This is a genomic window from Psychrobacter sp. TAE2020, from assembly GCF_018919485.1.
Taxonomy (GTDB): Bacteria; Pseudomonadota; Gammaproteobacteria; order Pseudomonadales; family Moraxellaceae; genus Psychrobacter.
This window is the reverse complement of the sequence record NZ_JAHLMU010000001.1, coordinates 1,254,398-1,278,698: the sequence shown is the minus strand read 5'-3', so window position 1 is coordinate 1,278,698 and position 24,301 is coordinate 1,254,398. Positions and strand designations below refer to the sequence as shown.

At 43.0% G+C, this 24,301-nt stretch carries 20 protein-coding genes; 17 read left to right on the top strand and 3 right to left on the bottom strand.

Annotated elements, in window-relative coordinates:
* Positions 1–11: 11 nt before the first annotated feature.
* The 11 genes from nuoE (at position 12) to KPY62_RS05025 (ending at position 13,875) form a co-directional block, all read left to right on the top strand.
* Positions 12–521 (top strand): NADH-quinone oxidoreductase subunit NuoE, encoded by a 510-nt coding sequence (gene nuoE / locus KPY62_RS05075; protein ID WP_216581093.1) that lies wholly within the window; start codon positions 12–14, stop codon positions 519–521.
* A complete protein-coding gene (gene nuoF, locus KPY62_RS05070; protein WP_216581092.1) occupies positions 518–1,942 on the top strand; it encodes an NADH-quinone oxidoreductase subunit NuoF in 1,425 nt (474 codons plus the stop codon). The genes nuoE and nuoF overlap by 4 nt, the downstream gene beginning before the upstream one ends.
* 10 nt (positions 1,943–1,952) lie before the next feature.
* Entirely contained in the window at positions 1,953–5,039 is a 3,087-nt protein-coding gene (nuoG, locus tag KPY62_RS05065; RefSeq protein WP_216581091.1) for an NADH-quinone oxidoreductase subunit NuoG, read from the top strand.
* 52 nt (positions 5,040–5,091) lie between these two features.
* Positions 5,092–6,093 carry an NADH-quinone oxidoreductase subunit NuoH gene (gene nuoH / locus KPY62_RS05060; protein WP_373416589.1) on the top strand — a complete coding sequence of 334 codons (1,002 nt, stop codon included), beginning with the start codon at positions 5,092–5,094 and terminating at the stop codon, positions 6,091–6,093.
* A gap of 38 nt (positions 6,094–6,131) precedes the next feature.
* The gene (gene nuoI / locus KPY62_RS05055; RefSeq protein WP_228730580.1) at positions 6,132–6,680 is read left to right on the top strand and encodes an NADH-quinone oxidoreductase subunit NuoI; all 549 of its coding nucleotides are present in this window, start codon (positions 6,132–6,134) and stop codon (positions 6,678–6,680) included.
* Entirely contained in the window at positions 6,677–7,405 is a 729-nt protein-coding gene (nuoJ, locus tag KPY62_RS05050; RefSeq protein ID WP_201623203.1) for an NADH-quinone oxidoreductase subunit J, read from the top strand. The genes nuoI and nuoJ overlap by 4 nt, the downstream gene beginning before the upstream one ends.
* A gap of 98 nt (positions 7,406–7,503) precedes the next feature.
* Positions 7,504–7,812, top strand: a complete 309-nt coding sequence (nuoK, locus tag KPY62_RS05045) for an NADH-quinone oxidoreductase subunit NuoK (RefSeq protein ID WP_216583146.1) — start codon at positions 7,504–7,506, stop codon at positions 7,810–7,812.
* A 4-nt stretch (positions 7,813–7,816) separates the two neighbouring features.
* Positions 7,817–9,691, top strand: a complete 1,875-nt coding sequence (gene nuoL / locus KPY62_RS05040; protein WP_216581090.1) for an NADH-quinone oxidoreductase subunit L — start codon at positions 7,817–7,819, stop codon at positions 9,689–9,691.
* Position 9,692: 1 nt separating this feature from the next.
* Positions 9,693–11,321 (top strand): NADH-quinone oxidoreductase subunit M, encoded by a 1,629-nt coding sequence (gene nuoM, locus KPY62_RS05035; RefSeq protein ID WP_216581089.1) that lies wholly within the window; start codon positions 9,693–9,695, stop codon positions 11,319–11,321.
* 3 nt (positions 11,322–11,324) lie between these two features.
* Positions 11,325–12,803 (top strand): NADH-quinone oxidoreductase subunit N, encoded by a 1,479-nt coding sequence (locus KPY62_RS05030; protein WP_216581088.1) that lies wholly within the window; start codon positions 11,325–11,327, stop codon positions 12,801–12,803.
* A 241-nt stretch (positions 12,804–13,044) separates the two neighbouring features.
* Complete coding sequence (locus KPY62_RS05025) at positions 13,045–13,875, top strand: ferredoxin--NADP reductase (RefSeq protein WP_216581087.1); 831 nt, start codon at positions 13,045–13,047, stop codon at positions 13,873–13,875.
* Positions 13,876–14,137: 262 nt separating this feature from the next.
* Here KPY62_RS05025 and KPY62_RS05020 read toward each other — a convergent pair whose 3' ends face one another.
* Entirely contained in the window at positions 14,138–14,977 is an 840-nt protein-coding gene (locus KPY62_RS05020) for a hypothetical protein (protein WP_228730579.1), read from the bottom strand.
* A 427-nt stretch (positions 14,978–15,404) separates the two neighbouring features.
* Between KPY62_RS05020 and KPY62_RS05015 the strand changes: the two genes are divergently transcribed.
* On the top strand, positions 15,405–16,280 hold the full coding sequence (locus KPY62_RS05015) for a mechanosensitive ion channel family protein (protein WP_216581086.1): 876 nt from the start codon (positions 15,405–15,407) through the stop codon (positions 16,278–16,280).
* Positions 16,281–16,410: 130 nt separating this feature from the next.
* Here KPY62_RS05015 and ybeY read toward each other — a convergent pair whose 3' ends face one another.
* Together ybeY and KPY62_RS05005 are read right to left on the bottom strand one after the other, a co-directional pair.
* On the bottom strand, positions 16,411–17,037 hold the full coding sequence (gene ybeY / locus KPY62_RS05010; protein ID WP_216581085.1) for an rRNA maturation RNase YbeY: 627 nt from the start codon (positions 17,035–17,037) through the stop codon (positions 16,411–16,413).
* 225 nt (positions 17,038–17,262) lie between these two features.
* A complete protein-coding gene (locus KPY62_RS05005; RefSeq protein WP_216583143.1) occupies positions 17,263–18,351 on the bottom strand; it encodes a PhoH family protein in 1,089 nt (362 codons plus the stop codon).
* Between the two features lie 574 nt (positions 18,352–18,925).
* Here KPY62_RS05005 and KPY62_RS05000 point away from each other — a divergent pair.
* The 5 genes from KPY62_RS05000 to KPY62_RS04980 all read left to right on the top strand — a co-directional run bounded on the left by KPY62_RS05000 (position 18,926) and on the right by KPY62_RS04980 (position 24,266).
* Positions 18,926–20,275 (top strand): UbiH/UbiF/VisC/COQ6 family ubiquinone biosynthesis hydroxylase, encoded by a 1,350-nt coding sequence (locus tag KPY62_RS05000; RefSeq protein ID WP_216581084.1) that lies wholly within the window; start codon positions 18,926–18,928, stop codon positions 20,273–20,275.
* Positions 20,276–20,345: 70 nt separating this feature from the next.
* Positions 20,346–21,608 (top strand): FAD-dependent monooxygenase, encoded by a 1,263-nt coding sequence (locus tag KPY62_RS04995; protein WP_216581083.1) that lies wholly within the window; start codon positions 20,346–20,348, stop codon positions 21,606–21,608.
* Positions 21,609–21,634: 26 nt separating this feature from the next.
* The gene (locus KPY62_RS04990) at positions 21,635–22,309 is read left to right on the top strand and encodes an OmpA family protein (protein WP_201623212.1); all 675 of its coding nucleotides are present in this window, start codon (positions 21,635–21,637) and stop codon (positions 22,307–22,309) included.
* Between the two features lie 12 nt (positions 22,310–22,321).
* Positions 22,322–22,981 carry an OmpA family protein gene (locus tag KPY62_RS04985; protein WP_216581082.1) on the top strand — a complete coding sequence of 220 codons (660 nt, stop codon included), beginning with the start codon at positions 22,322–22,324 and terminating at the stop codon, positions 22,979–22,981.
* A gap of 58 nt (positions 22,982–23,039) precedes the next feature.
* Positions 23,040–24,266 (top strand): hypothetical protein, encoded by a 1,227-nt coding sequence (locus KPY62_RS04980; RefSeq protein ID WP_216581081.1) that lies wholly within the window; start codon positions 23,040–23,042, stop codon positions 24,264–24,266.
* Positions 24,267–24,301: the final 35 nt, after the last annotated feature.

The window sequence follows — 24,301 nt, the reverse complement described above, 5'->3', positions numbered from 1 at the left end:
AAACAAAAGATATGAGAATTGTTACTGATAAAGCACCAAAGGTAGATGTAGAGAACATCCTAACTGCCGAAGAAATCACTGGTATTCGTGATTTTATCCATCATTACCCGCATGCTCGTGCTGCTTCTCTAGATTCATTGAAGATAGTGCAAAAGCGTAATGGCTGGGTCGATGATGCACAAGTGAATGCGATTGCTAACTTGCTAGATATTCCAGTAACTGATCTTGATGGGGTAGCTACTTTTTTCAATCGTATTTATCGTCAGCCTGTCGGTCGTCATGTGATATTGATTTGTGATTCTGTTTCTTGTTATTTAACAGGTTATGAAGCGCTATCTGCTGAGCTTAGATCGCAGTTGGGTATTGACTACGGTCAAACCACTGCTGATGGACGCTTTACTATACTACCGATCTGCTGTTTAGGTAACTGTGACAAAGGCCCGGCAGTATTGATCGATGAAGATACTTACGGCCCTGTTCAGCCTACTGAGGTCGCTCAACTATTGGAGCTATACGCATGAGATTAACGGTTGCAGAACAAGTTGCCCTTCGTAGCCAAGGTAAAGCACCCAGCCAGCTTAATGAGCAGCGTATCCCAATATATGGTGACAAATCCACGGCTACTAGTGAGACTAAGCCTCTAACTTGGCGTTTAGCCCATCATGATGCGGTATTAGATCTGGCGACTTACGAATCACTACGTGGTTTTGAAGCGCTTAAAATGACTCTAAATCAAACTGCAGAAGCTACGCTGAAGACTATCAAAGAAGCGGTAGTCAAAGGTCGTGGTGGTGCAGGGTTTCCAGCAGGTATCAAATGGTCGTTGATGGCACCCCCTGATGGCGGGCCACGCTATTTAGTTTGTAATGCTGATGAGATGGAACCGGGTACTTTTAAAGATCGACTGTTGATGGAGCGCCTACCACTACAGCTTATCGAAGGAATGATCATTTCTGCTTATGCCATCGGAGCTACTGCGGGCTACATCTTTATCCGCGGTGAATATATCTTAGCGGCTGAGCGTCTTAATGCTGCTGTCGAAGAGCTTAAAGCCAATAACTTACTTGGCGACGATATTTTAGGCTCAGGCTATAGTTTTGATCTGCATGTGCATACTGGTGCTGGACGCTATATTTGTGGTGAAGAGACTGCTTTGCTCAACTCTTTAGAAGGGCGTCGTGCTAATCCACGTACTAAACCACCATTTCCGCAAGTAGCTGGGGCATGGGGTCGTCCAACCGTAGTCAACAATGTCGAAACCTTGCATAACGTCTCCGCCATTATTTTACATGGTAGCGAGTGGTATCAGGATTTACCTAAGTCTAAAGGGGTAGTCGAAACTCCGGGCACTAAGCTGTTTGGTTGCTCAGGGTTAGTCAATGATCCCGGTCTATGGGAGTTGCCCTTTGGCTATACTGCTCGCGAAATTATCGATGACTTCGCTGGTGGTATGCAAGAAGGCCGCACTCTTAAGGCTTGGTTGCCGGGCGGCGCCTCTACTGACTTTTTGACCGCTGATCATTTAGATACTGTAGTCGATTTTGATACTATTCAGGCTGCCGGTAGTCGGATGGGAACCGGACTAATTATGGTAGTCGATGAAGAGCAAGATATGGTGCCCTTGCTACGCAACCTTGAGATTTTCTTCCAACGTGAGTCGTGCGGTTTTTGTACGCCTTGCCGCGATGGATTACCTTGGGGCGTCAAGCTGCTAACTGCTATCAATGATGGTGAAGGTCAGCTGGGCGATGTTGAAAAACTAGAAGAGCTAACTCGTGATTTATGGCTTGGCAAGACTTTTTGTGCTCATGCCCCGGGTGCTATGGAGCCACTTATGAGTGCGCTCAAATATTTCCGTCCTGAGTTTGATCGAAAGATTGCGCAAGCGGTCGGTGAAGAAGTCATTGAGGCTGTAGATAGTCAACAGCTAGTAGCGAAATAAGGAGAGCGGCATGGCAGTCATACATATTGATGGAACCACTGTCGAAGTAGATAGCGCGGACAACTTGCTACAAGCGTGCTTATCGCTAGGTATAGATGTGCCCTATTTTTGTTATCATCCGGCTCTAGGCTCAGTAGGCTCTTGCCGTCAGTGTGCGGTCAAGCAATTTCAAAGCAAAGAAGATTTAGAAGCAGGTCGCGGTAGATTAGTAATGTCTTGTATGGTCGCCCCAAGCGATGATATGTATATCTCAGTCACCGATGATGAAGCGAAAGCATTTCGTAAGTCAATGATTGAGCTACTGATGACTAACCATCCGCATGATTGCCCTACTTGTGAAGAGGGCGGTCATTGTCATCTGCAAGATATGACTTATATGTCCGGTCATAACCATCGTCGTTATCGTTTTACCAAGCGTACCCATCATAACCAAGAGCTTGGGCCTTTTATTGCCCATGAGATGAACCGTTGTATCGCTTGCTATCGTTGCGTACGTTTTTATAAAGACTATGCTGGTGGCGAAGATTTAGGCGTTTATGGCTCCAATAATCGGGTTTATTTCGGTCGTGATCAAGACGGTCAATTTGAAAGTGAGTTCTCGGGTAACTTAACAGAGGTTTGCCCAACAGGGGTGTTCACTGATAAGACTCACTCAGAACGCTACAATCGTAAATGGGATATGCAGTATGCCCCAAGTATCTGTCATGGTTGCTCAGCAGGCTGTAATATTTCACCGGGTGAGCGCTATGGCGAGTTACGCCGGATTGAAAACCGCTATAACGGCGAAGTAAACCGTTATTTCTTATGTGACCGAGGCCGTTTTGGCTATGGTTATGTCAATCGAGAAGATCGTCCAACGCAAGCGCTTGAGCGCATCAATGGCAAGCACGTCAAAATAAATATTGACTATGCTCTCGATGAAACTATCAAGCGTCTAAAAAATAAAAAAGTCATAGGTATTGGTTCGCCACGTGCTAGCCTTGAGACTAACTTTGCTCTGAAGAATCTAGTTGGTTTTGATAACTTCTCCACGGGCCTTAACCATCAACAGCAAGCATTAGTTAATAAATGTATCGAAGTACTCAGTACTGAAGGGGTCTATAATCCTGGAATGACTGACATCGAAAGCCATGATGCAGTACTTATTTTAGGCGAAGATATTACTCAGACTTCTGCACGAGTTGCTTTATCTATCCGTCAATCTGCTAAGAATGAAGCGATAAAAATGGCCGCTGCTGCCAAAACGCAAGCTTGGCTAGCAGAACCTGTACAACGTATTGGTCAAGGGGCGCTAAGTCCCATTTATATTTTGGATGTCTGTGAAACTAAACTCGACGATATCAGTAAGGTCAGTGTAGTAGCGACGCCAGAAGACATTACGGCGCTTGGTTTTAAAGTAGCCGATGAGATCAACAAATTAGCCAATGATTTAGCAGACATCATCGATCCGCAAACTCCGAATGCCGCTTCAGAACAGGCAGCGGATCAGCAAGTGAACCCGATGCAAGCCTTAGCGCAGCAAATTGCTTATGATTTAATCCAAGCTGATAAGCCCCTGATTGTATCGGGTACTAGCTTATCATCTATAGCTATGATTGAAGCTGCTGCTCAAATCACTCAAGCTCTGAGTCAAAAACGCGCGGCGATTAAAGCTACTGAGCAAAGTCAAGTTGACGCTCATAATGCCAAAGTACAAGCAGCTAATGTAGCTGTCGCTGAACAACAAGCACAAACCACGCAGCCTACTGATGATCAAGAGCTAGCGGCTAAACCGGCGAAGTCAGCAGTCGGTACTGATAAAGAGACAGAAGATAATCTCGAGCGCCAACCTGCTAAAAAGCTTGAGCTAAGAGAGCACAACACTCGCTATAGTGCCCAAGCGGGCATCTACCTAACGGTACCTGATGCCAATAGTATTGGGGTCTGCATGCTAGGGGGTCAGTCTGTAGAAGAGTTGCTAGCCTCTGATTTTGAGGTAGTAGTAGTTGCTGAAAATCAGCTGACTGATGCTATTGATGCGCAAAAACTTAGCCAATTGTTAAGCAATAAGACAGTCATTGCCCTCGACCATCAGTTATTGGACTGGCATGAGCATGTCGATATCGTTTTACCAGCGGCTAGTTTTGCAGAAGCAGATGGCACCTTGGTTTCAGCTGAAGGTCGCGCGCAGCGCTTCTTCCAAGTTTATGATAACAACTATTATCATCCGCTCAGCAGCATTAAAGAAGGCTGGCGTTGGTTGCATGCAGTACATAGCAGCTTACAAGGTAAGTCAGTCGATTGGACTCAGCTCGATGACGTCATCAATGCTTTGATAGCCACTCATCCTAAGCTTGCTGGTATTAAAGGCGCGGCGCCCGATGCAGATTATCGTATAACTGGTCTGAAGATAGCTCGTGAGCCACGTCGCTATTCAGGTCGTACTGCTATGCGTGCACCGTTATCAGTACATGAGCCCATGCAACCAAAAGATTTGGATACTAGCTTAACCTTTTCAATGGAAGGCTATAGTGGTACTGAAACGCCAAGTTCGATGATTCCGTTTGCTAACACTCCTGGTTGGAACTCACCACAAGCTTGGAATAAATACCAAGATAAAGTAGGGGGTAGCCTTAAAAATGGTGATCCCGGTGTCCGCTTATTTGATCAAAACGAGCGTTTGGCACTACGCCAGTATATAGCTCCAGAAGCTAGCGCTTTACCTAGTACTAATATTCAACAAGGGCACGCCAAACTAGTGCCTATTTATAATATTTATGCCAGCTCTATGATGGCTTCACGCAGTCCAGTGGTAGCGGAACAATTACCTATCGCTACTTGGCGTATCGGTATTGAGGATGCTCAGGACTGGCAAATTACCGCTGGTGATTATTTAGCTATTGAAGTTGATAACCAACAGATTACTTTACCTGTGCAGCTAGTGCCTTATTTAGCAGAAGGCTGTATCGGCTATCCAGTTGGGCAAGTGAGTATTATCCATCCTTCGCTACCAGCATCGGTAAGTAGAGTTGCAGCACCAGCAGAAGTGATGACTATCATAGGTGACATGGCAAATGTCATAGATTTAGCAGCGCCAACTAGCATACAGGAAGTGTAAGATGTCGTTTACTCGTATTATCCCTGATGTGCCAAGCTTTTTGGCTGGTATAATGACTTTTGACAGCTGGTCCATTCTATTTTTGGTCATACAGTCATTAGTTATCTTCTTAGTGGTGGTTATTGTCGCCGCTCTGATGATCGTTTATGAGCGCCGGATGCTAGCGCTTTGGCAGGATCGTTATGGTCCGAACCGTGTAGGGCCTTTTGGTTCCTTACAGTTAGTTGCCGATATGCTCAAGATCTTCTTTAAAGAAGACTGGACGCCGAATTTTACTGATAAGTTTATGTTTACTTTGGCACCAGCGGTAGCGATGTTTACCGCACTGGCGTCATTTGCCATTATTCCTATATCGCCAACCTTTGGGGTTGCTGATTGGGATATCGGAATTTTATTCTTCTTTGCTATGGCGGGTCTTGCCGTTTATGCGGTAATGTTCGGCGGTTGGGCATCAGCGAATAAGTTCTCATTATTAGGGGGCTTACGTTCAGCAGCACAAACCATCAGCTATGAAGTATTCTTAGGCTTATCATTGATGGGCGTAGTGGCTTTAACAGGCTCCTTTAACTTGCGAATGATCGTTGAAGCGCAGAGTGATGGCTGGTACATCTTCCCACAATTCTTTGGCTTCTTAACTTTTGTTATAGCGGGCGTGGCAGTTACCCATAGACATCCTTTCGATCAGCCAGAAGCTGAGCAAGAGCTTGCCGAAGGCTATCATGTTGAATACTCAGGTATGAAGTTTGGTATGTTCTTTATTGGTGAGTATGTCAACGTGGTACTCATTTCAGCCTTGATGACTTGTTTATTTTTCGGTGGTTGGTTAGCCCCTTTTAATTTAGATATTCCATTTATTCCACCAGCTTTTTGGTTCATGATTAAAACGCTATTCTTTATGACCATGTTTATTCTGGCACGGGGCTCACTCATGCGTCCACGCTATGATCAGGTAATGAATTTTGGCTGGAAGGTCTGTTTGCCGATAACCTTAATTAATTTATTAGTTACTGCGGCAGTAATTTTGATCTTTTTTCCAACGCCGATAGTGTATTAATTAGCGGCTAGGGCAGAGCTGATAAGGATAATAACCCCATGTTTACTAGCATAAGAAAGATCATCGTTGGCTTTTATACTATCATCCGTAGTATGTGGATGGTGAATAGTCATGCCATTAGGCCACGCGATACCATCTTATATCCAGAAGTACCCGTACCTGTACCACCACGTTTTCGCGGACGTATTATTTTGTCTCGTGATCCTGATGGTGATGAGCGCTGTGTCGCCTGTAACCTTTGTGCGGTTGCTTGTCCAGTGGGCTGTATCTCGCTACAAAAAGCTGAGCGTGAAGATGGTCGCTGGTACCCAGAATTTTTCCGCATTAACTTTTCACGGTGTATCTTTTGTGGACTCTGTGAAGAAGCTTGTCCAACTACAGCTATTCAGATGACCCCTGATTTTGAAATGGCTGAGTATGTTCGTCAAGATTTAGTTTATGAAAAAGAGCATTTGCTGATATCCGGGCCAGGTAAGTATCCTGATTATAACTATTATCGGGTATCCGGTATGGCGGTAGCAGATAAACCAAAAGGCGCTGCACAAAACGAAGCGGCACCTATTGATCTAAGGAGCTTGCTGCCATGATGAATTTTTTAAATAATCCTGAGTTGGTCGGGTTTTACGCATTAGCAGCGGTGGCTATATTTGCCAGTCTACGTGTAGTAATACTTGCCAATCCAGTACACGCTATTTTATCGATGATCGTTACCCTAATGGCTATTGCTGGGATATTTTTTATCATCGGTGCATCCTTTGCTGGGGCGCTTGAAATTGTGGTCTATGCGGGTGCTATCTTAATCTTATTCGTGTTTGTGATTATGATGCTCAATTTAGGGATGGCTAATGATGCTCGTGAAGAGCGCTGGTTAGATGCCAAAACTTGGGCAGTGCCGACAGGGCTGACGTTTATTATTGCTGTGGTTCTTTATGCGATGATAGGTAGTAACTCTGATCCAGCAGCAATGATTGGCGGTGTTAGTATTCCTGCCAAAGCAGTAGGCACCGCATTATTTAGCAAATATATCCTATTGGTTGAGATTGCCGCCTTATTACTGTTAGCAGCTTTGGTTGCTGCTTATCATTTGGGTAAAGAGTCTATTGATGATGAGATCATCAGTAATGAAAGCTTAGACTCTCAGCCGAGTGTAGGTAGTGTTAAAGAATACGATGGTCATACTTCGGCTGATGTTACTGACGCTGTGACAACAGTTGAGCCTTATGAATATAAAGATGTTGATCCGCATGACTATGTTGGTAAGTCAGTGAGTATGCAGCGAGCCAAGCCTGCCTTGCATAAGGAGTTAGACTGATGGTACAAGCAGTAAGCGTGGCAACGGAAGTAGCGGCTGTGCCATTTGCCCATGAAGTAGTAGGCTTAGTACAGCCTACTGTCGAGGTGCAAAACGTCTTGGGTATGATCCCCATGAGCCATGGACTTATATTAGCTGGAGTTTTATTCTCTATTGGTCTTTGCGGGGTAATGGTCAGGCGTAACTTCTTATTTATGCTGATGAGTCTTGAGATCATGATGAATGCGGCCGCACTGGCATTTGTAGTAGCAGGCAGCCGTTGGGTTGATCCAGATGGACAAATAATGTTTATTTTTATATTAACCCTCGCAGCAGCTGAAGTCTCTATTGGGCTAGCAATCTTATTACAGTTTTATCATAAGCGTGGACATCTCGATGTCGATAGCGCCAATGAGATGAAAGGATGATGTCATGAGTCTATTACCATTAACCTTTATATTCCCGCTCGTTGGCTTTTTGATATTAGCCTTTATGCGTGACAGGTTGACTGAACAAGCAGCAGCGCTCGTTGGGGTGGGTAGCATGGCGCTATCAGCTCTTTGTACGTTGTTGGTTAGCTTTACCTTTTTGACTACTTATCCTGCAGGCACAGTAATCACTGTACCGATGTGGACTTGGATGCAAGTTGGCGATTTTGCGCCTACTTTTGGTCTGAGCTTTGATGGCTTAGCGCTGACTATGCTTGGGGTCATTACTGGCATTGGCTTTTTGATTCATCTGTTTGCCGCTTGGTATATGAAAGGCGATACAGGTTTCGCGCGCTTTTTTAGTTATATGAATTTATTCGTTGCCAGTATGTTATTGCTAGTACTAGCTGACGACTTATTATTGTTATATCTCGGTTGGGAAGGCGTTGGTATCTGCTCTTACCTATTGATTGGCTTTTATTTCGATGATCGGGCCAATGGTCGGGCAGCGATGAAAGCTTTTACTGTCACCCGAGTTGGCGATGTATTTTTGGCCTTTGGCTTATTTTTGCTGTACCGCGAATTTGGTACACTCAATATTCAAGAGATCATTACTCGCGCCCCAGATATGTTCGATATTAATAATCCTATTATGGTTTTGACTACCATGATGTTAGTGGGTGGGGCAATGGGTAAATCAGCCCAGCTACCGCTACATACTTGGTTGGCTGATGCGATGGCAGGCCCTACTCCAGTATCGGCATTGATTCACGCAGCAACGATGGTAACAGCAGGGGTTTATTTAATAGCCCGTATGCATCCGTTATTTATACTGACCCCAGAGGTTTTATTATATTGGGTAGGTGGTGTTGGAGCGTTAACCTTAGTAGTCGCTGGTTTCTGTGCGTTGGCACAAACCGATATAAAACGCATTTTAGCTTATTCGACTATGAGTCAGATTGGTTATATGTTCCTAGCGCTTGGCGTTGGTGCTTGGCAAGGGGCTATCTTTCATCTGATGGCTCATGCATTCTTTAAAGCGTTGCTGTTTTTATCATCAGGTGCAGTCATCCTATCGGTACATCATGAGCAAAACATCTTTAAAATGGGTGGCTTACGTAAGAAGATCCCATTAGTATTTTGGTGTTATGTCATTGGTGGTGGTGCCTTAGCAGCGATTCCTTGGGTAACGGTTGGCTTTTATTCAAAAGAAGCTATCCTATGGGAAACTTATGCTACTGGTCATCAAGTATTATTCTATATGGGCGTGTTCGGTGCTTTCTTAACTGCTATTTATACTTTCCGTATGATTTGGATAGTATTCTTTGGAGAAGAGAAGACCCATGCGCACAAATTGACAGGAATGTCATATTGGTTACCGCTTAGCGTATTGTTGGTACTATCGACTGCTGTAGGTGCGCTAATTGTGCCACCACTACAAGGCGTATTGCCAGAGAGCGTTGGCCACTTACTAGAAGTTGCCGGTCAAGCACATGGCAAGCACACCGCTGAATTTATAGCGATGGGGGCGATGGTAGCAGGTTTACTAGTGGCAGCACTATTATATGTAGTCAATAAAGGTCGTCTGCTCACTAGCTTTAAACGTTCAAGTATCGGTGGTGCTTTATTTTACTGGTGCTATCACGGTATGGGTTTTGACGCACTATACGATATAGTTTTTGTAAAACCCTTTTTACTCATCGGTCGTTTATTCAAATCCGATCCTGTCGATAAAGCTTGGTCAATATTACCTATGCTGGCGTCAGCGGGTAATAAAGTGTTGTCCGCGACGCAGACAGGGTCACTTCGAGGTTATGCTGCAAGCTTCGGCTTGGGAATGGCTGTATTGCTAGTGCTGGTAATGATGACGGTGGTATAAGATGATAGAGTTACAACAAACATGGATGCTACCAGCATTAATTGCAATTCCATTTATTGCCGGTTTATTATGCTGGTTGGTAGAGCGTTACAATAAGCGTTTGCCACGCTGGATTGCCTTGATCGGCATGCTGCTGACTTTTGGCTTATCTATAGTGCTATGGCAGTATGGCAACTTTAGTGGTATGAGCAAGCAAGTGCTCGCACCGCAAGCTGCTATACCTTGGTTCGCTGAATTTAGTGTGCCTTGGATACCTAGATTGGGTATCAGCTTTCATTTGGCAATGGATGGTATGTCCTTGCTAATGGTAGGTTTGACTGGACTATTGGGGGTCGCAGCCGTTGCTTGTTCTTGGAACGAGATTCAACGTCGGGTTGGCTTCTTCCACTTAAACCTATTGTGGAGCTTAGGCGGCGTCATTGGCGTATTTATGGCCATTGATATGTTCTTATTCTTCTTCTTTTGGGAGATGATGCTGGTTCCTATCTACTTCTTGATTGCCATTTGGGGTCATGATGTAGTAGGCGGTAAGACCAAAGAGCAGGCAGCCACTAAGTTCTTTATCTATACTCAGCTCTCTGGGCTGATCATGCTGATTGGTATCTTATTATTAGTGCTATTTAGTCAGGCACATACTGGTAGATTTAGCTTTAACTATAATGATTTACTCGGCACTCCTATGGGAGGCTGGGAATATCCCATTATGTTGTGCTTCTTTATTGGTTTTGCCGTCAAGCTACCGATTATACCTTTTCATGGTTGGTTACCTGATGCGCATGCACAGGCACCTACTGCGGGTTCGGTTGATTTGGCAGGGGTACTAATTAAGACCGCCGCTTACGGGTTGATTCGTTTTGTGCTACCTCTATTTCCGGTAGCCTCCCAAGAGTTTGCACCTATAGCGATGACTCTAGGAACAATCGGTATCTTCTATGGGGCGTGGTTGGCCTTTATGCAGACCGATATGAAGCGCTTATTGGCTTACACTAGTATCTCGCATATGGGCTTCATCGTTCTAGCTATCTATGCGGGTAGTTTGCTCAGCCTGCAAGGGTTGATGATACAGATGTTAGCGCATGGTCTAAGTTCAGCGGCGCTATTTATTATGGCAGGACAGTTATACGAGCGTTTGCATACTCGCGACATCACTGTAATGGGCGGTATGTGGGGTCAGTTTCGTTACTACGCTCCGTTACTGATGTTCTTCTGTGCCGCCTTGCTAGGTATTCCTGGCACTGGTAACTTCGTCGGCGAATTCATGATTTTATTCGGCTCATTTGCTGACTATCCGGTATTCGTAGTCTTTGCCACCTTTAGCTTAGTATTGGCAGGTTTATACTCATTATTACTAGTGTATCGCACGCTATTTGGTGTTAATAATATTAAAGAAGTCGCTAGTCACGAAACTAAGTCACATGGCCTACCTGAGCGCCGACTAAGAGACTTAGGTCGACGTGAGGTGTCATTATTGTTAATACTGGCTTTTGGGCTAGTTTGGCTCGGGCTATATCCGCAGCCAATATTGGATACTTCGAGCCACGCTATGCAGTGGATTAATAATGCTTATATCTATAGTGAAGTAACTCAAGTAGATGCATCGCAATTACTTGATGCAACGGAGGCACGTTAAGTCATGACTGAATTTACGATGAATGATTTGATGGGGCTGATGCCTTATGCGCCCATTGTTGCGGTGATAATTACAGTATTGCTAGTGATGATCGCTATCACTATTAAACGCTCACATGTTATCGCTGGTACTATTACAGTAATAGGACTTAACGTTGGTCTATTTACTTTAATAGGTCAGATGACTGGGATGATTGAGAGCGGTCCGGCACTTTTTGAGGCGAGTCAATTATTTGCTATTGATGGTTTTGCCCAGTTCAACATGCTAGTTATCTTTATCTGTGCGCTGGCCTGCTGTACTTTGTCATATGCTTATTTTGATAATTATCATGACAATAAAGATGAGCTGTATTTGTTGATGTTGTTATCGACTTCTGGCGCATTATTGATGGTATGTGCTCAGCATATGGCCTCCTTCTTTGTAAGCCTAGAGCTATTGTCAGTACCGTTATATGGCATGTTGGCTTATACCTTTTTGCGTAGTCGCTCGCTTGAATCAGGGCTTAAGTATCTGGTGTTGTCAGCGACGGCATCAGCGACATTGTTGATGGGCATGGCCTTTATTTATGCGCAAGTTGGCTCATTAGGCTTTAAGCCTATTAGCTTACAGTTAGCCACTATGTATCAGTCGCCACTATTGATACTAGGTGCAGCGCTGATGATGTTCGGCATTGCCTTTAAGCTGTCTGCGGCACCTTTTCATATCTGGACACCAGATGTTTATGAAGGGGCCCCTGCGCCTGTCGCCACTTATTTGGCTTCAGTGACCAAAGTGGCAATGATGGCGTTGGCTATCCGCTTCTTATTAGATACCAAGCTATTGGTATTACCTTCAGTACAAATGCTGCTTATGGTCATGGCCACCCTATCTATTCTAATCGGTAACTTATTAGCAGTTCGTCAGACTAATCTCAAGCGTCTATTGGGTTATTCTTCGATTGCTCATATGGGTTACGTATTGATTGTGATTGTTAGTATAGGTCCTGGGGCTGATTCGGTCGTTACAATGTATATGGCGATTTATGCCTTTACTTCTATCGGTGCTTTTGGGGCCGTGACCCTAATGTCAAGTCCGTTTAGAATGACTGGTGAAGCAGACGAATTAAGCCATTATCAAGGTCTATTTTGGCGTCGACCGGTATTGACGGCAGTGATAACTATTATGATGTTATCCTTGGCAGGTATACCGCTGACCGCTGGCTTTATCACTAAGTTTTTTGCTATCTTTGCTGCCGTGCAAGGCGCACAATGGTTCTTAGCAGCGATGATTATTATCGGTAGCTCTATAGGTCTGTTCTATTACTTGCGCGTGATGTTAACCCTATTCAAACGTCCGAAGCAGTTTATTGAGTTTGATGTAGTAGGGCATTGGGGCGTACGTACAGGGGGTATCATGGTGATCGCAGTGACAGTAGTTATTGTATTCTTTGGTATCTTACCAAGTACTTTGATTGAATGGTCAACGCTTGCTCGTATTTGGTAAGCACAGCTCAGCTAGGTTTTAATAATTAATAAAGGTTGGCGCAGGCTGGCCTTTTTTATTTTTTGGTTATCCATTATCTAAATAAGTTATTATTTTTTTAAAGATACTATATTTTTAAAGGTACTGTATTTTTAAAGGTACTATAAAGGCTGTTTCGATGTGTACTTGAATGACGAGCAGCCAACCACTAATTTATCAATAAATGAATGATAAAATAAATAACTAAGGGCGACTACTACTTATGAGTGATAATATTCAAACCGTAACAGTGCTTAGTAAAACCACTTGGACACCTAACTTATTTAGCTTTACCGTCACCAGACCGGATAGCTTTAAATTTGCTGCTGGACAGTTTGTACGCTTAGGGGTTAATCCCAGTCAGTTGCAATATTATCAACAGCAACGAGCAGCAGCTGATCAAGTTGTCGAGCAAGCGGTTGATGAAGAGGTATTTCGAGCTTATTCTATCGCCTCTTCACCTTTTGATGAAGTGTTGGAGTTTTTCTCAATCGTCATTCCTGATGGGGCTTTTACCTCGCAGTTGCAGCACCTACAAGTCGGTGATGAGCTATTGCTAAACACTATGCCCTTTGGATTCTTGACCCTAGCTCGCTACCAAAAACCGCATCCTAAAGACTTGTGGCTATTAGCAACTGGTACTGGCCTGGCGCCGTTCTTATCTATGCTGCAAGACCTACAAACTTGGCAAGACTATGAGCATATTGTACTAGCCTATAGTGCGCGTACTATAGAAGAGCTAGCCTACGTGGATAAGATCCAGCAACTGCAACAGGACTTTGGCTCATTAGTAGATAATCCCGCTAAGCTAATTTTTATTCCTATTGTTACTCGTGAGCCAATGACAGATGCTTTAAATGAGCGTCTGCCTAAGTTATTGCTGGATCAAAGCTTGCAACAGCGAGCTGGTATAGCCTTAGATATTGACAGCGCTCATGTTATGGTATGTGGCAACCCTGAAATGGTGGAAGATACCAAAGAGACGCTAAAAAGCTTAGGCATGGTGATGAATAGACGTGGTGAGGGTAATATAGCGGTAGAGAATTACTGGTAAGAGTGCGGCAATATTTTTTTAATAATTAGCCATTATTATGTTGATAGCTATGATTATACTGTTAGCCATTGTTATGCTTGTCGCCTTTACTGTAAAGAAAGACAGTTAATAAAAAGCCGCAATAGTCTTGCTGATAAAGACAGTTGCGGCTTTTTGGTTTTTTGAATACTAATGCTTAGGGGCGTTGAGTATTACTCTTTTTCTAGACTATAAATGACAACTTTGCTAAGCATTGTCTAGGCGTCTTTTTTAGCCTTCTGGTTTAAGCCTCTTGACTGGGCTCAGTAGCATCGGCTATAGGATTGATCGGGCCTTTCATTAATTCCGGCTCATCTTCATCTCTAATAATATGTTCGCCATTACTACCACCCAATAAATCGCGATAGTTGATTTGTGCTTTTAGAACCATCTGCTCTTCTTCAGATTCCCCGTAATTCACTTGAACTTTATGCAGAGTGCTCATAATCTTGTCATTATTTTTCATCCAGCGATGGATATCTAAATAAATAATGTCATCTTTAGCACGAGCAATATTGATATAAGTTAAGATAACGCCTAACGGGTCTTTTTTTAGCACTTTGTGATAAAACCAAACGGCCAGCTTGATACCTTGACGCTTGATGAAAGACTCACAGCGTAGATTCAGCACATCAGTAAAGGTCAGTTGACCAAAGACAAAGCGCTGCACATTACGATCTAGTTGCACGTGAACCAACTTAAAGTTACTGGCCACTTCGACATAGATACCAGCGACACTGATAGTACAGAATAGTCGAAACCATTTATCATGCAGCTCAACGCGCAGCTCTAAAATGGCGTTGACATTATCAGTGACGAATTTCTGTAGCGCATCGTTGACATATTTTTCTGGAACGGGCAGGGCGATTTCGTCTTCTATCTTATCGGTAGTTTTGTTATATAAGTTTTTGATAACTTGAGTGAGGCTATCCCAACCATTACCAAAAGACTCACTAAAACGATAGCCAAGATTTTCTACAAAATCATCGAAGTCAGTGATGCTATCAGTACTGCGTCGATTGTTGTTTTTGTCACTATTAGATCGGTTGCTATATCTAGGGTCAATGTTTTCAGAGTCGCTCAAGCTCTTTATCCTTGTATTCGATTATCCGTAAATTATGTGACAGCTATAAAGCTGTGATAGAGAATGAAATTAGTATATAGCAAAACAGCTAAAGGCAAAACTGATGCCGCCATATTGTAGCAAATCAGCTAAATAACCTACTAATAAACATCACATTATTCACTATTAAAGCATTGAGCGGTTAAAATTAGAAGCCTGCGACTGTGTTGTGCCGTGTCATTATTAACCATAGCCGTCTAATTGGCGCTCATGTTATGATAACCTTTAACATTAGTTAGTAAGCGCTGTTATTAGCCATTGCTGCATAAGTAGGTGGGGGTAGTGTTGATAAGCAGAGGCGTAAAGACAGCGCACAGAATAGCGCAGCCAAAACCTTGCCTAGTCAAAAGTGCAAATAACTCTCATAAAGTTGAAATAAAGAATTGATATGGAATTTTTAGGATTTACCTTAGATGTAGCCACTTTGACAGATAGTGTGTTGAGCTTATTGTTTAAAGTTTTATTGGCCTTATTGATATTTACTGTAGGACGCTGGCTAACTCAGAAAGCTACCAGAATTTTGCATGGTATTATGATTCGTAGCCGAGTAGATGTGACTGCTGCTAACTTCCTGAGTCGTATGCTCTATGGGGTGCTGATAGTCATCGTTGCTTTGGCGGCGCTAAATCAAGTCGGTGTCCATACTACTTCAGTAGTGGCTATTTTGGGTGGTGCAGCGGTCGCTATAGGACTGGCACTCAAAGATCAGCTGTCAAATTTTGCCGCTGGTATTATGATTGTGACTTTTCGCCCCTTCGTTAAAGGCGATTATGTGCAAATTAGTAACTTCACTGGCACAGTAGGCGAGATTACTTTAGTTAATACTCATCTTACTACTATCAATAATCACGATATTATTATCCCAAATAGCAGTATCACCACTTCGGCAGTGACCAATTATACTTCGCTGCCCAACCGCCGTGTCGATATTACTATCCGTATTGGCTACGATGCTAATATCAAAGTCGTCAAAGACTTGATATTAAAGCTAGCCCATGATAATCCGGTAGCTTTCAATGAACCTGAACCTATCGTTCGCGTGACCAACTTAGGGGATAACTCTGTCGACTTGACTTTGAATGTTTGGACTACCAATGCCGACTGGTGGTCGATGCAATGCGACTTGCTTGAGCAATTTAAAAACGTATTCGACGATGAAAAAATAAACATTCCCTTTCCGCAGCGTAGCGTACATATCAAGGGATTAGATCAAATGATCAACAATATGGATCAGTCACAAAAGCTACCTATGACTAAAGACTAATGATGTTTAAAACCCTGTTAAAATGAATGATAGTTACCGATATCTATAGCCAACCTCATTCTATAAACTGTATTGCAGGGCCTGTTTTTTAACAAAGGTTATAAGTAATGCTATAAGCAATGTAATAAAGCTATAAATAAGGATTAGCTAAGCCTAGTCCTTGTAAAATATCTATCTCAAAGCTCTCCATCTCGTCCTGCTCAGCTTGACCTAGCTCATGATCGAAGCCTAGCAAATGTAGGATGCCATGTATTAATAAATGGCTAATATGCTGGGCCACGCTTTTATTCTGCTCTTGCGCCTCGCGTACCATCACTTCATGACAGATAATCAACTCCCCTAATGGTAAAGTCGGCATCAGCTCAATAATGCTGGCAGGCATCTCGCTGGGATAAGATAAAATATTAGTCGGCTTATCTTTACCACGAGCCTCCATGTTAAGCTCACGTCCTTCGCTAGCATCAGTTATATAGACCTCTAAAGCTTTAGGTTTTTGTTGCCATGCGGCGTTATCGATATCTGCGAAGTACGGTAGCTGTAGACCGTCCTGCATACGTTTATCAATATAAGCTAAGGTTGCGCTCAGTGCAGTTTGTAGGATATCTTCAGTATAAAAACTATTAATGAGTTGCTCGCCAATAGTGTCGATAGCACTAATAGTTATCTCAGCTGCTTGAAGACTAGTAGCTACAATAGGGTCGTTATTAGCATTGTCAGTATTGGCATTAGTAGTGCCATCATCATTAGCTTGTGTCATATCTGGCTCTTTTTATTAATTAATACAGCTTATATGGTAGTATCTGGGCTATGCTTAAGCATATCAGCTGTCGATGTCAGGTTAATCATAATAACACGCCCTAATCTAAAGCATAAAAAACCAGACTATTATTAGTCTGGTTTTTCGTTTTCTAACAGTAGTGGTGCAAAAAGCTAAGTGTTTAACTATTTGCTTATTCAAAAGTTTAAAAGTTAAAGTTGCTAATTATAGCTTAGCAGCAGCGTTAGCAATGGCTGCTCTACGATCTTGCTCAGCTAAACGCTCTTGCTTGCGCTTTTCTTCAAGTATCAGTTGCTCATCATCGAACACATCATAAGCTTCAACGATTTTTTGTACCAACTGATGGCGTACCACGTCTTTTGAGTCAAACTTAGTAATATGAATCTCTTCAATACCACTTAAGATTTCCAAAGCTTGGGTAAGGCCTGATTTGCTACCTCGTGGTAAGTCGACTTGAGTAATATCACCCGTAATCACTGCTCGTGAGCCGAAGCCTAAGCGAGTCAAAAACATCTTCATCTGCTCAGGAGTGGTGTTTTGTGCCTCATCTAAAATGACAAAAGAGTTATTCAAAGTACGACCACGCATGTAAGCCAAAGGTGCTACTTCAATCTCTTGACGCTCCAGCATTTTACCTACTTTTTCAAAACCTAACATCTCATACAGAGCGTCATATAAGGGGCGTAAATAAGGGTCGATTTTTTGTGATAAGTCGCCTGGTAAGAATCCTAGCTTTTCACCCGCTTCTACCGCTGGACGCACTAATAAAATACGTTCAATCTCGTTACGCTCAATCATATCTACCGCACAAGCGACGGCCAAATAAGTTTTACCAGTACCAGCAGGGCCAATACCAAAGGAGACATCAGAGGTTAAGACGTTTTTAACATAGCTTTGTTGGTTACCGCCGCGTGGAATGATTCTACCTTTACGAGTCCGTAAACTAATAGGAGTGAATTCGCTGGCAGCATCGGGATGCTCATCATCATTGCTAGCTGTTTGTTTTTCGTCGTCTTCTATATCTTGATCGCGCGAAATGCTAGATTGGATAATAAGATGTAACTCTTCTGGAGTAATGTCTTTAGAGTTTTGCGCTTCGTCGGCTAATTTATACAAGATACGTTCACCACGCTCAATACCCGTTAGATCCCCAGTTAGGCAAAAGTCACCTTGGCGTTGGCTTATTTTAATATCGAGACGAGTTTGGATATATTTTAGGTGATGATTGTATTCGCCGAGCATGGTTTTTAGGTGGGCTTGGGTCAAATGTTCAAATATTACATGGCGGTTCATGGAGTCAGTCAAGCGAATATCCTTATGATGTTTGCCCATTATTGGCTAAGGGCTAAATAGATAAAGTAGTGAGTGAATCTGGCTTATGGTTAACGGCTTTGCTATTGGTTTATTATGCTAAAAATGACGGTCGGATTTAATGGTTGTTAGTAACAATAAAATTAGGGTTAGTAAATAAATAGTCTACATTCATTATGGTTGATAATATTTAAATTTCAAGGCATTAGCGGTTTACAGTTGGGCTGTTTTGTATATAGAGTGCAACGACTTAAGCTATTATTTACCGCTTACTAAGCTAGCCTGCACTCTAGTCATCAACAGGGCTTAGCAGTAGCGTTAAGTTCACAGAAACTAAGATAATTTGTGGTAACCTAGCAGGTAGTTTATAGCTGATTAACTGCTATTGTATAGCCAATCGATGGACGCATTCAAAATCGTAATATAACGATGGATGCATCAAACTGTGCGACAACTAGCAAGCCGGTGATTACATTTTGACAAACTTTTAATCGGCCATTCACTGACTGTGAAATGCTTTCAAATACCTCTTAAATAAAAGCGATTAGGAATAATAATGCAAAATTCTAATGTTAATAATGATCCTACCTATTCAGCCGCCCAAGCTGCTCACCATAATAAAACTAAGCAAGTTGACCAGCAGACTCCTAAAGCAAAGCTTACTGAGCAGCAAGTACTGATCGTTGGCGGCGGTCACGTTGGCTTATCTTTTGCTTTGCTATTAGCGCATCATGGTATCGCTAGTACTTTATTAGAAAAAAACCGCTATCCAGAGATTGGTCCTGAGAACGACCGCACGCGCAGCCATTATTTAGACAGTCGTAATACGGCATTATCACGGCGTACGGTACAGATTTATCAAGAGATAGGTCTTTGGCCTGAGCTGCAAAGCCATGCTTGTCGTATCGATGCGGTGCAAATTAGTGAGCAAGGCAGCTTTGGCAAGGCACAACTAAACAAGGCTGAAGAGCAAGTCGAATCTTTTGGACAAGTAATGGAGAACGCTTGGCTAGGGCGTAAGCTATTATTAGCAGTACAAAACCAGCCGTTGATTACTATCATAGACAATGCTGAGGTGATTACTATCAATCAGCAAACTGATGGGGTGACGGTTACTTTTAATTATTATGATGGCGAAGAGGGTGAGCAGCAGTTACAAGGCAGTGTACTAGTCGCTTGTGATGGTCGTGATTCCAACGTACGTCAGCTATTAAATATCGGCATTAGTACTTATGACTATCAGCAAACCGCTATCGTTGGGGTAGTAGAAACTGATCAGCCGCATAACCATGTCGCTATTGAGCGCTTTAGTCCTGCTGGGCCACTAGCGGTATTACCATTGACTGATCCTGAGGGTGATGGCAATGATGATTATCAGACGGGCTTTAGACGGTCAGTGGTTTGGGTCTGTCCGAATGGTGAAGAGCAGCAGTACTTAGAAGACGATGCGCACTTTTTAGCGACCCTGCAACAAGCCTTCGGTACTCGTGCTGGTACTTTTACCGCCGCAGGTCGCCGTGGTGCTTATCCCTTAACTAGAGTGCTTGCTCAATCACAAGTTGACGGTCGTTGTGTGATTATGGGCAATGCTGCGCATACTTTGCATCCAGTCGCCGGTCAAGGCTTTAATCTCTGTATGCGTGACGCTCATGTGTTGGCGCAGATGATGAGTGCGCAAGTGCTAAAGGGCGCTGATCTTGGTGATAGTCAACTATTGAAACGTTATGAAAAAGCACGACAAACTGATCAAAAACGGGTGATTCGCTTCTGTGATGCGGTAGTCCATGGCTTTACTCATCCAAATCCAGTGATTAAGCTGGCCCGTAATGTGGCGCTAGTGGCTTTTGATAAGCTGCCTAATATCAAACCCTTGATTGCCAATTATGCGATGGGTCTAAAGTCGTAACTTATGTCGTAACTTATATAATAATCATTTTTAAATTGTACGTTGCTAATTCTAAATAAAGAGATAATTTATGAAAAATAACCACACGGTGATTATTGGTGGCGGTATCGTTGGGGCAACATTGGCATTAAAATTAGCACAGGCTAAGCGTCCGGTGACTTTAGTAGATGCAATACCTGAACGCAGTGCAGAGTTTTGGTCGGATAAATTAGCTCAGCGTGATGCTAGAGTTTATGCCTTAAGTTTAGCCAGTATTAACTTGCTTAAAGAGATTGGTGTGTGGCAAAAAATAGCACAGTCACAACGCAAAGCGGATTACTCACAAATGCAGGTTTGGCAACTTAATGGTATCGGCGAGTTACTGTTTGGTGAGAGCAGTGATGCTGATACTCCTCCTTCGACAATACTAGGCAGTATGGTTGAGCCAGCAGTGATTGAGCATGCGTTATGGCAAGGTCTCCAGCAACACGACGTCAGTAACTATCTGACTGTGATCTCAGGACATAAAGTAGTAGCGATGGATTGGTTAGGGGCGCAGCAAGGCTATAACGTGACTTTAGATGATGGCCGTGCCATTAAGGCAATGCTAGTAGTAGGCGCTGACGGTCGTGGCTCGTTCGTCCGTAAGCAGGCAGCAATCGAGCTTGATACTTTGGACTATAAGCAAACCGCTATTTGCTGTGCTATTCAGACCGATAAACCACATCAAGCTACTGCTCGTCAAGCGATGCTGCCTACAGGGACTTTGGCGCTATTACCTTTGGCTGATATTACGGAAGAGGATAAAGCCAATCCACAGCATTGGCAGTCAGTGGTTTGGACGTTGCCGCGCAATAAGGCTTTGGCGCTTGTTGAGGAATCGCCACGCTTTATCGCTGATCAATTGGCTGCTGCTAGTACTTACGAGCTGGGTGCAATTAACAAAATTGAGTCTATCGCTAGCTTCCCGTTGGCGGCGCAACAAGCGCAGTCTTATGTCGCTGATAATTTAGTGCTAATAGGGGATGCCGCTCATGGCGTGCACCCACTAGCTGGGCAAGGATTGAATCTAGGGATGCTCGATGTAAGAGCGTTATGTGAGCAGCTGGAGCATGATTATGTACGCAGTGGAAGTCGGCTATGGGGTAGCAATCAAACCTTGCGCACTTATGAGCGCTTGCGTCGTCCGCATAATAGTCTAATGATGCATAGCTTCTCGGCACTGAACTGGCTATTCGCTGGCGAGTTGGCGCAAACTCGTCCTATACAACAAATCCGTAATGAAGGCATGTCAGCGGTTAGCAAGATAAAACCATTAATGCGGCTGTTCGCCAGGCAGGCTAGTGGGGTTTAAGGGTTTGCTTATAAGGAGAATAAGCTATGAAAAATAGGCTATGGACAATGATGTTGGTTTTTTCTAGCTTTTTGATGTTAACAGCTTGCCAAAATTCAATGCAAAACCCTACATCAACCAATCAAACAGGGCAGCTTGTCGATATACCTGTAGCTACAGTCAGTGTTGATAGCGATGGTGATGGCGTTATCGATGAGATAGACCAGTGTGCAAATACTACCGAGAACGTGATAGTGGACAAAAGAGGATGTGCTGAAATTGTCAGTCTTGCTGGCATGCCACCAATGATGGAGTATCGTGCTTTTTTCATTAAAGGCAGCAGTGAACTATTGCCACAATATCATGATGAGCTTGATAAAGTAGCAGACCAAATGAATAAATATGATAAGGCTACTATAAAAATTGAAGCTCATGTCTCGGAGGATGAGGTCAGTGAAGCTTCTACCTCAAATTTGCAATCGAACTCGCTGGCTAAGAGTAGAGCAGTTATTATCAAAAATTACTTAATTTTAAATCACAAAATTGAGCCTAGTCGTATGACTACTCTCGATTGCGGTGTTAGAGGGTCTATTGCGCCCTCTGATACTGAAGAGGGTAGAGCTATGAATCGTCGAGTTTATGGCTTAGTTACTCAGTCTGATAAAAAGATTTATAAGAGCTATAAAGTATTTTCGAATTCAGATCAATGCGTCGAATTTTAAGGGCAAGATACTATGAAAATTAAATCAAGAAATACACTTCTAACTTTAGTAAGCGCCTTAATATTAACCGCGTGTCAAACGCCTATTTCACATAACCAAACCACTCAAACTATTGATATACCCGTTGTTGAAGCTACTTTAGATAGCGATGGCGATGACTATTCTGATCATATAGACATGTGCCCAGGCACGCCAATAAACGTAGTAACGGATGAAAGAGGTTGTCCTTTTACAGGTATGGGGATAGGTCTTAAAATGGAGTATCGTGGTTTTTTTGCTAAGGGCAGTAGTGAGCTATCAAAAGAGTATCAGCTTGAGCTTGATAAAGTAGCCCAAAAGCTGCAAGAGTACTATACCGCTACTATGCGTATTGAGGGGCATGCTTCAACCGATGAAGTATCAGCTACTGATGCAGTCTTGCAAACAAATGCTCTAGCAAGCAATAGAGCACTTATCGTCAAAAACTATCTTGTACTAAAGCATCAAATTAGTCCTGAGCGTTTAAGTACTACCAGTTATGGCGCCAAGCAGCCTATTGCCTCTTCTGACACTGAGGAAGGTAAGTCTATGAACCGCCGAGTTTACGGGATAGCTACTGCAGATTTTGATACTGAAGAGGAGATGTCCATGAACCGTCGTGTTTACGAGGTAGCTACGGAGCCTAAAGATTAATTATTTAATATTCAATCAGCAGATTTCGATGTAAAACAACCATCCAAAGGCAAACCCCATGCTCATTCCAAAATACTGGGCGCACTATAAGCAGCGCTTTGACGCAAAAACTGAGTTTGATAATACCAAAAAGCAAGCCACTATCAAGCGTTATGGTTGGTCAGAGGTTAGCCAAGTGGATGCAGTGAATCATGCCAAAGTGCGAGTCGCTAATGCGCATAAGCAATGGCTGGCAGGTGAGGACATCCTCCGTCGTGAGCGTGCGGAGCAATATAACCAAGGCAATGGCATTCCTATTCGTGAGCAAATTATCTCTGAGCAGTCTTTATCATCGTCCGTACGATCAAAAGCCACTACTCATCTGATAGTTACGCGCAACAGCTATGGCGCACAAGTAGCGAACGTCGATAACATTGCCATTGTCGATGTTGACAATGATGACTTACTACAGCAAATATATCCCAATGATTACCATAAACAAGGTCTTATAGGCACATTAATAACCGATAAAAACAAACCGTCATCGATGAAACTTCAAGTTTGGGGCTTTGTTATTCTATTTGTTATTATGGCTAGTATCATTGCATGGCAGTCGTTATCTTGGCTTTGGCTCATTGGCGTGATGCTGTTAGGTACGGCTTTTTTATGGTGGCAAGCGGACAAAAACGAGCACTCTCAAGTGCAAATAAATAAGCAGAAGTATGAGGCGCACTTGGCCGAGTTAAAGCCATTTATGACTGAGCTGGTTCAAAAACGTGTTGCTAGTCACCCCAATGAGCAGTTTCGACTGTATGAAACGCCCGCAGGATTTCGATTGATTGCGGTTCATGATTTATTTGTGCCAAGCGATGACGTCGTTGCAGAATGGTTTACCTACTTCCATGCCGATGATAATTATGCACGCTTATGCCAAATGCAGCAGTGCTTTCGCGCTCGTCTAACCGCGAAACCGTGGCGAATGAATGAGGTCACTGAAAATCAATTAAATAAGAAAATTCCTGCTAATAATTTTTGGTTTACAGATATTAGTATCGATGATGCCAGCTTGGACGAGATGGATGAAGAGCAATATGATAGTTTTGAACAGCAGCTCAGTGAGATAAAAATGCGTCAGCAGTGGATTGAGAGTTATGATAAATTTGCTAAAAATTATAAGTCTTGTCGTTACGTTAAAAGTTTTGGCAATCAACAAATGAGTAACAGCTCATCTCCAAAAGCTATTAGTGAGTTTATAGACTGGCATGATAAGGCTTGTCAGATGGATAAAGAGTTACCTTTAGCTTGATATTAGTTTAGAATCTTGTTTGTATTTTAAAACTA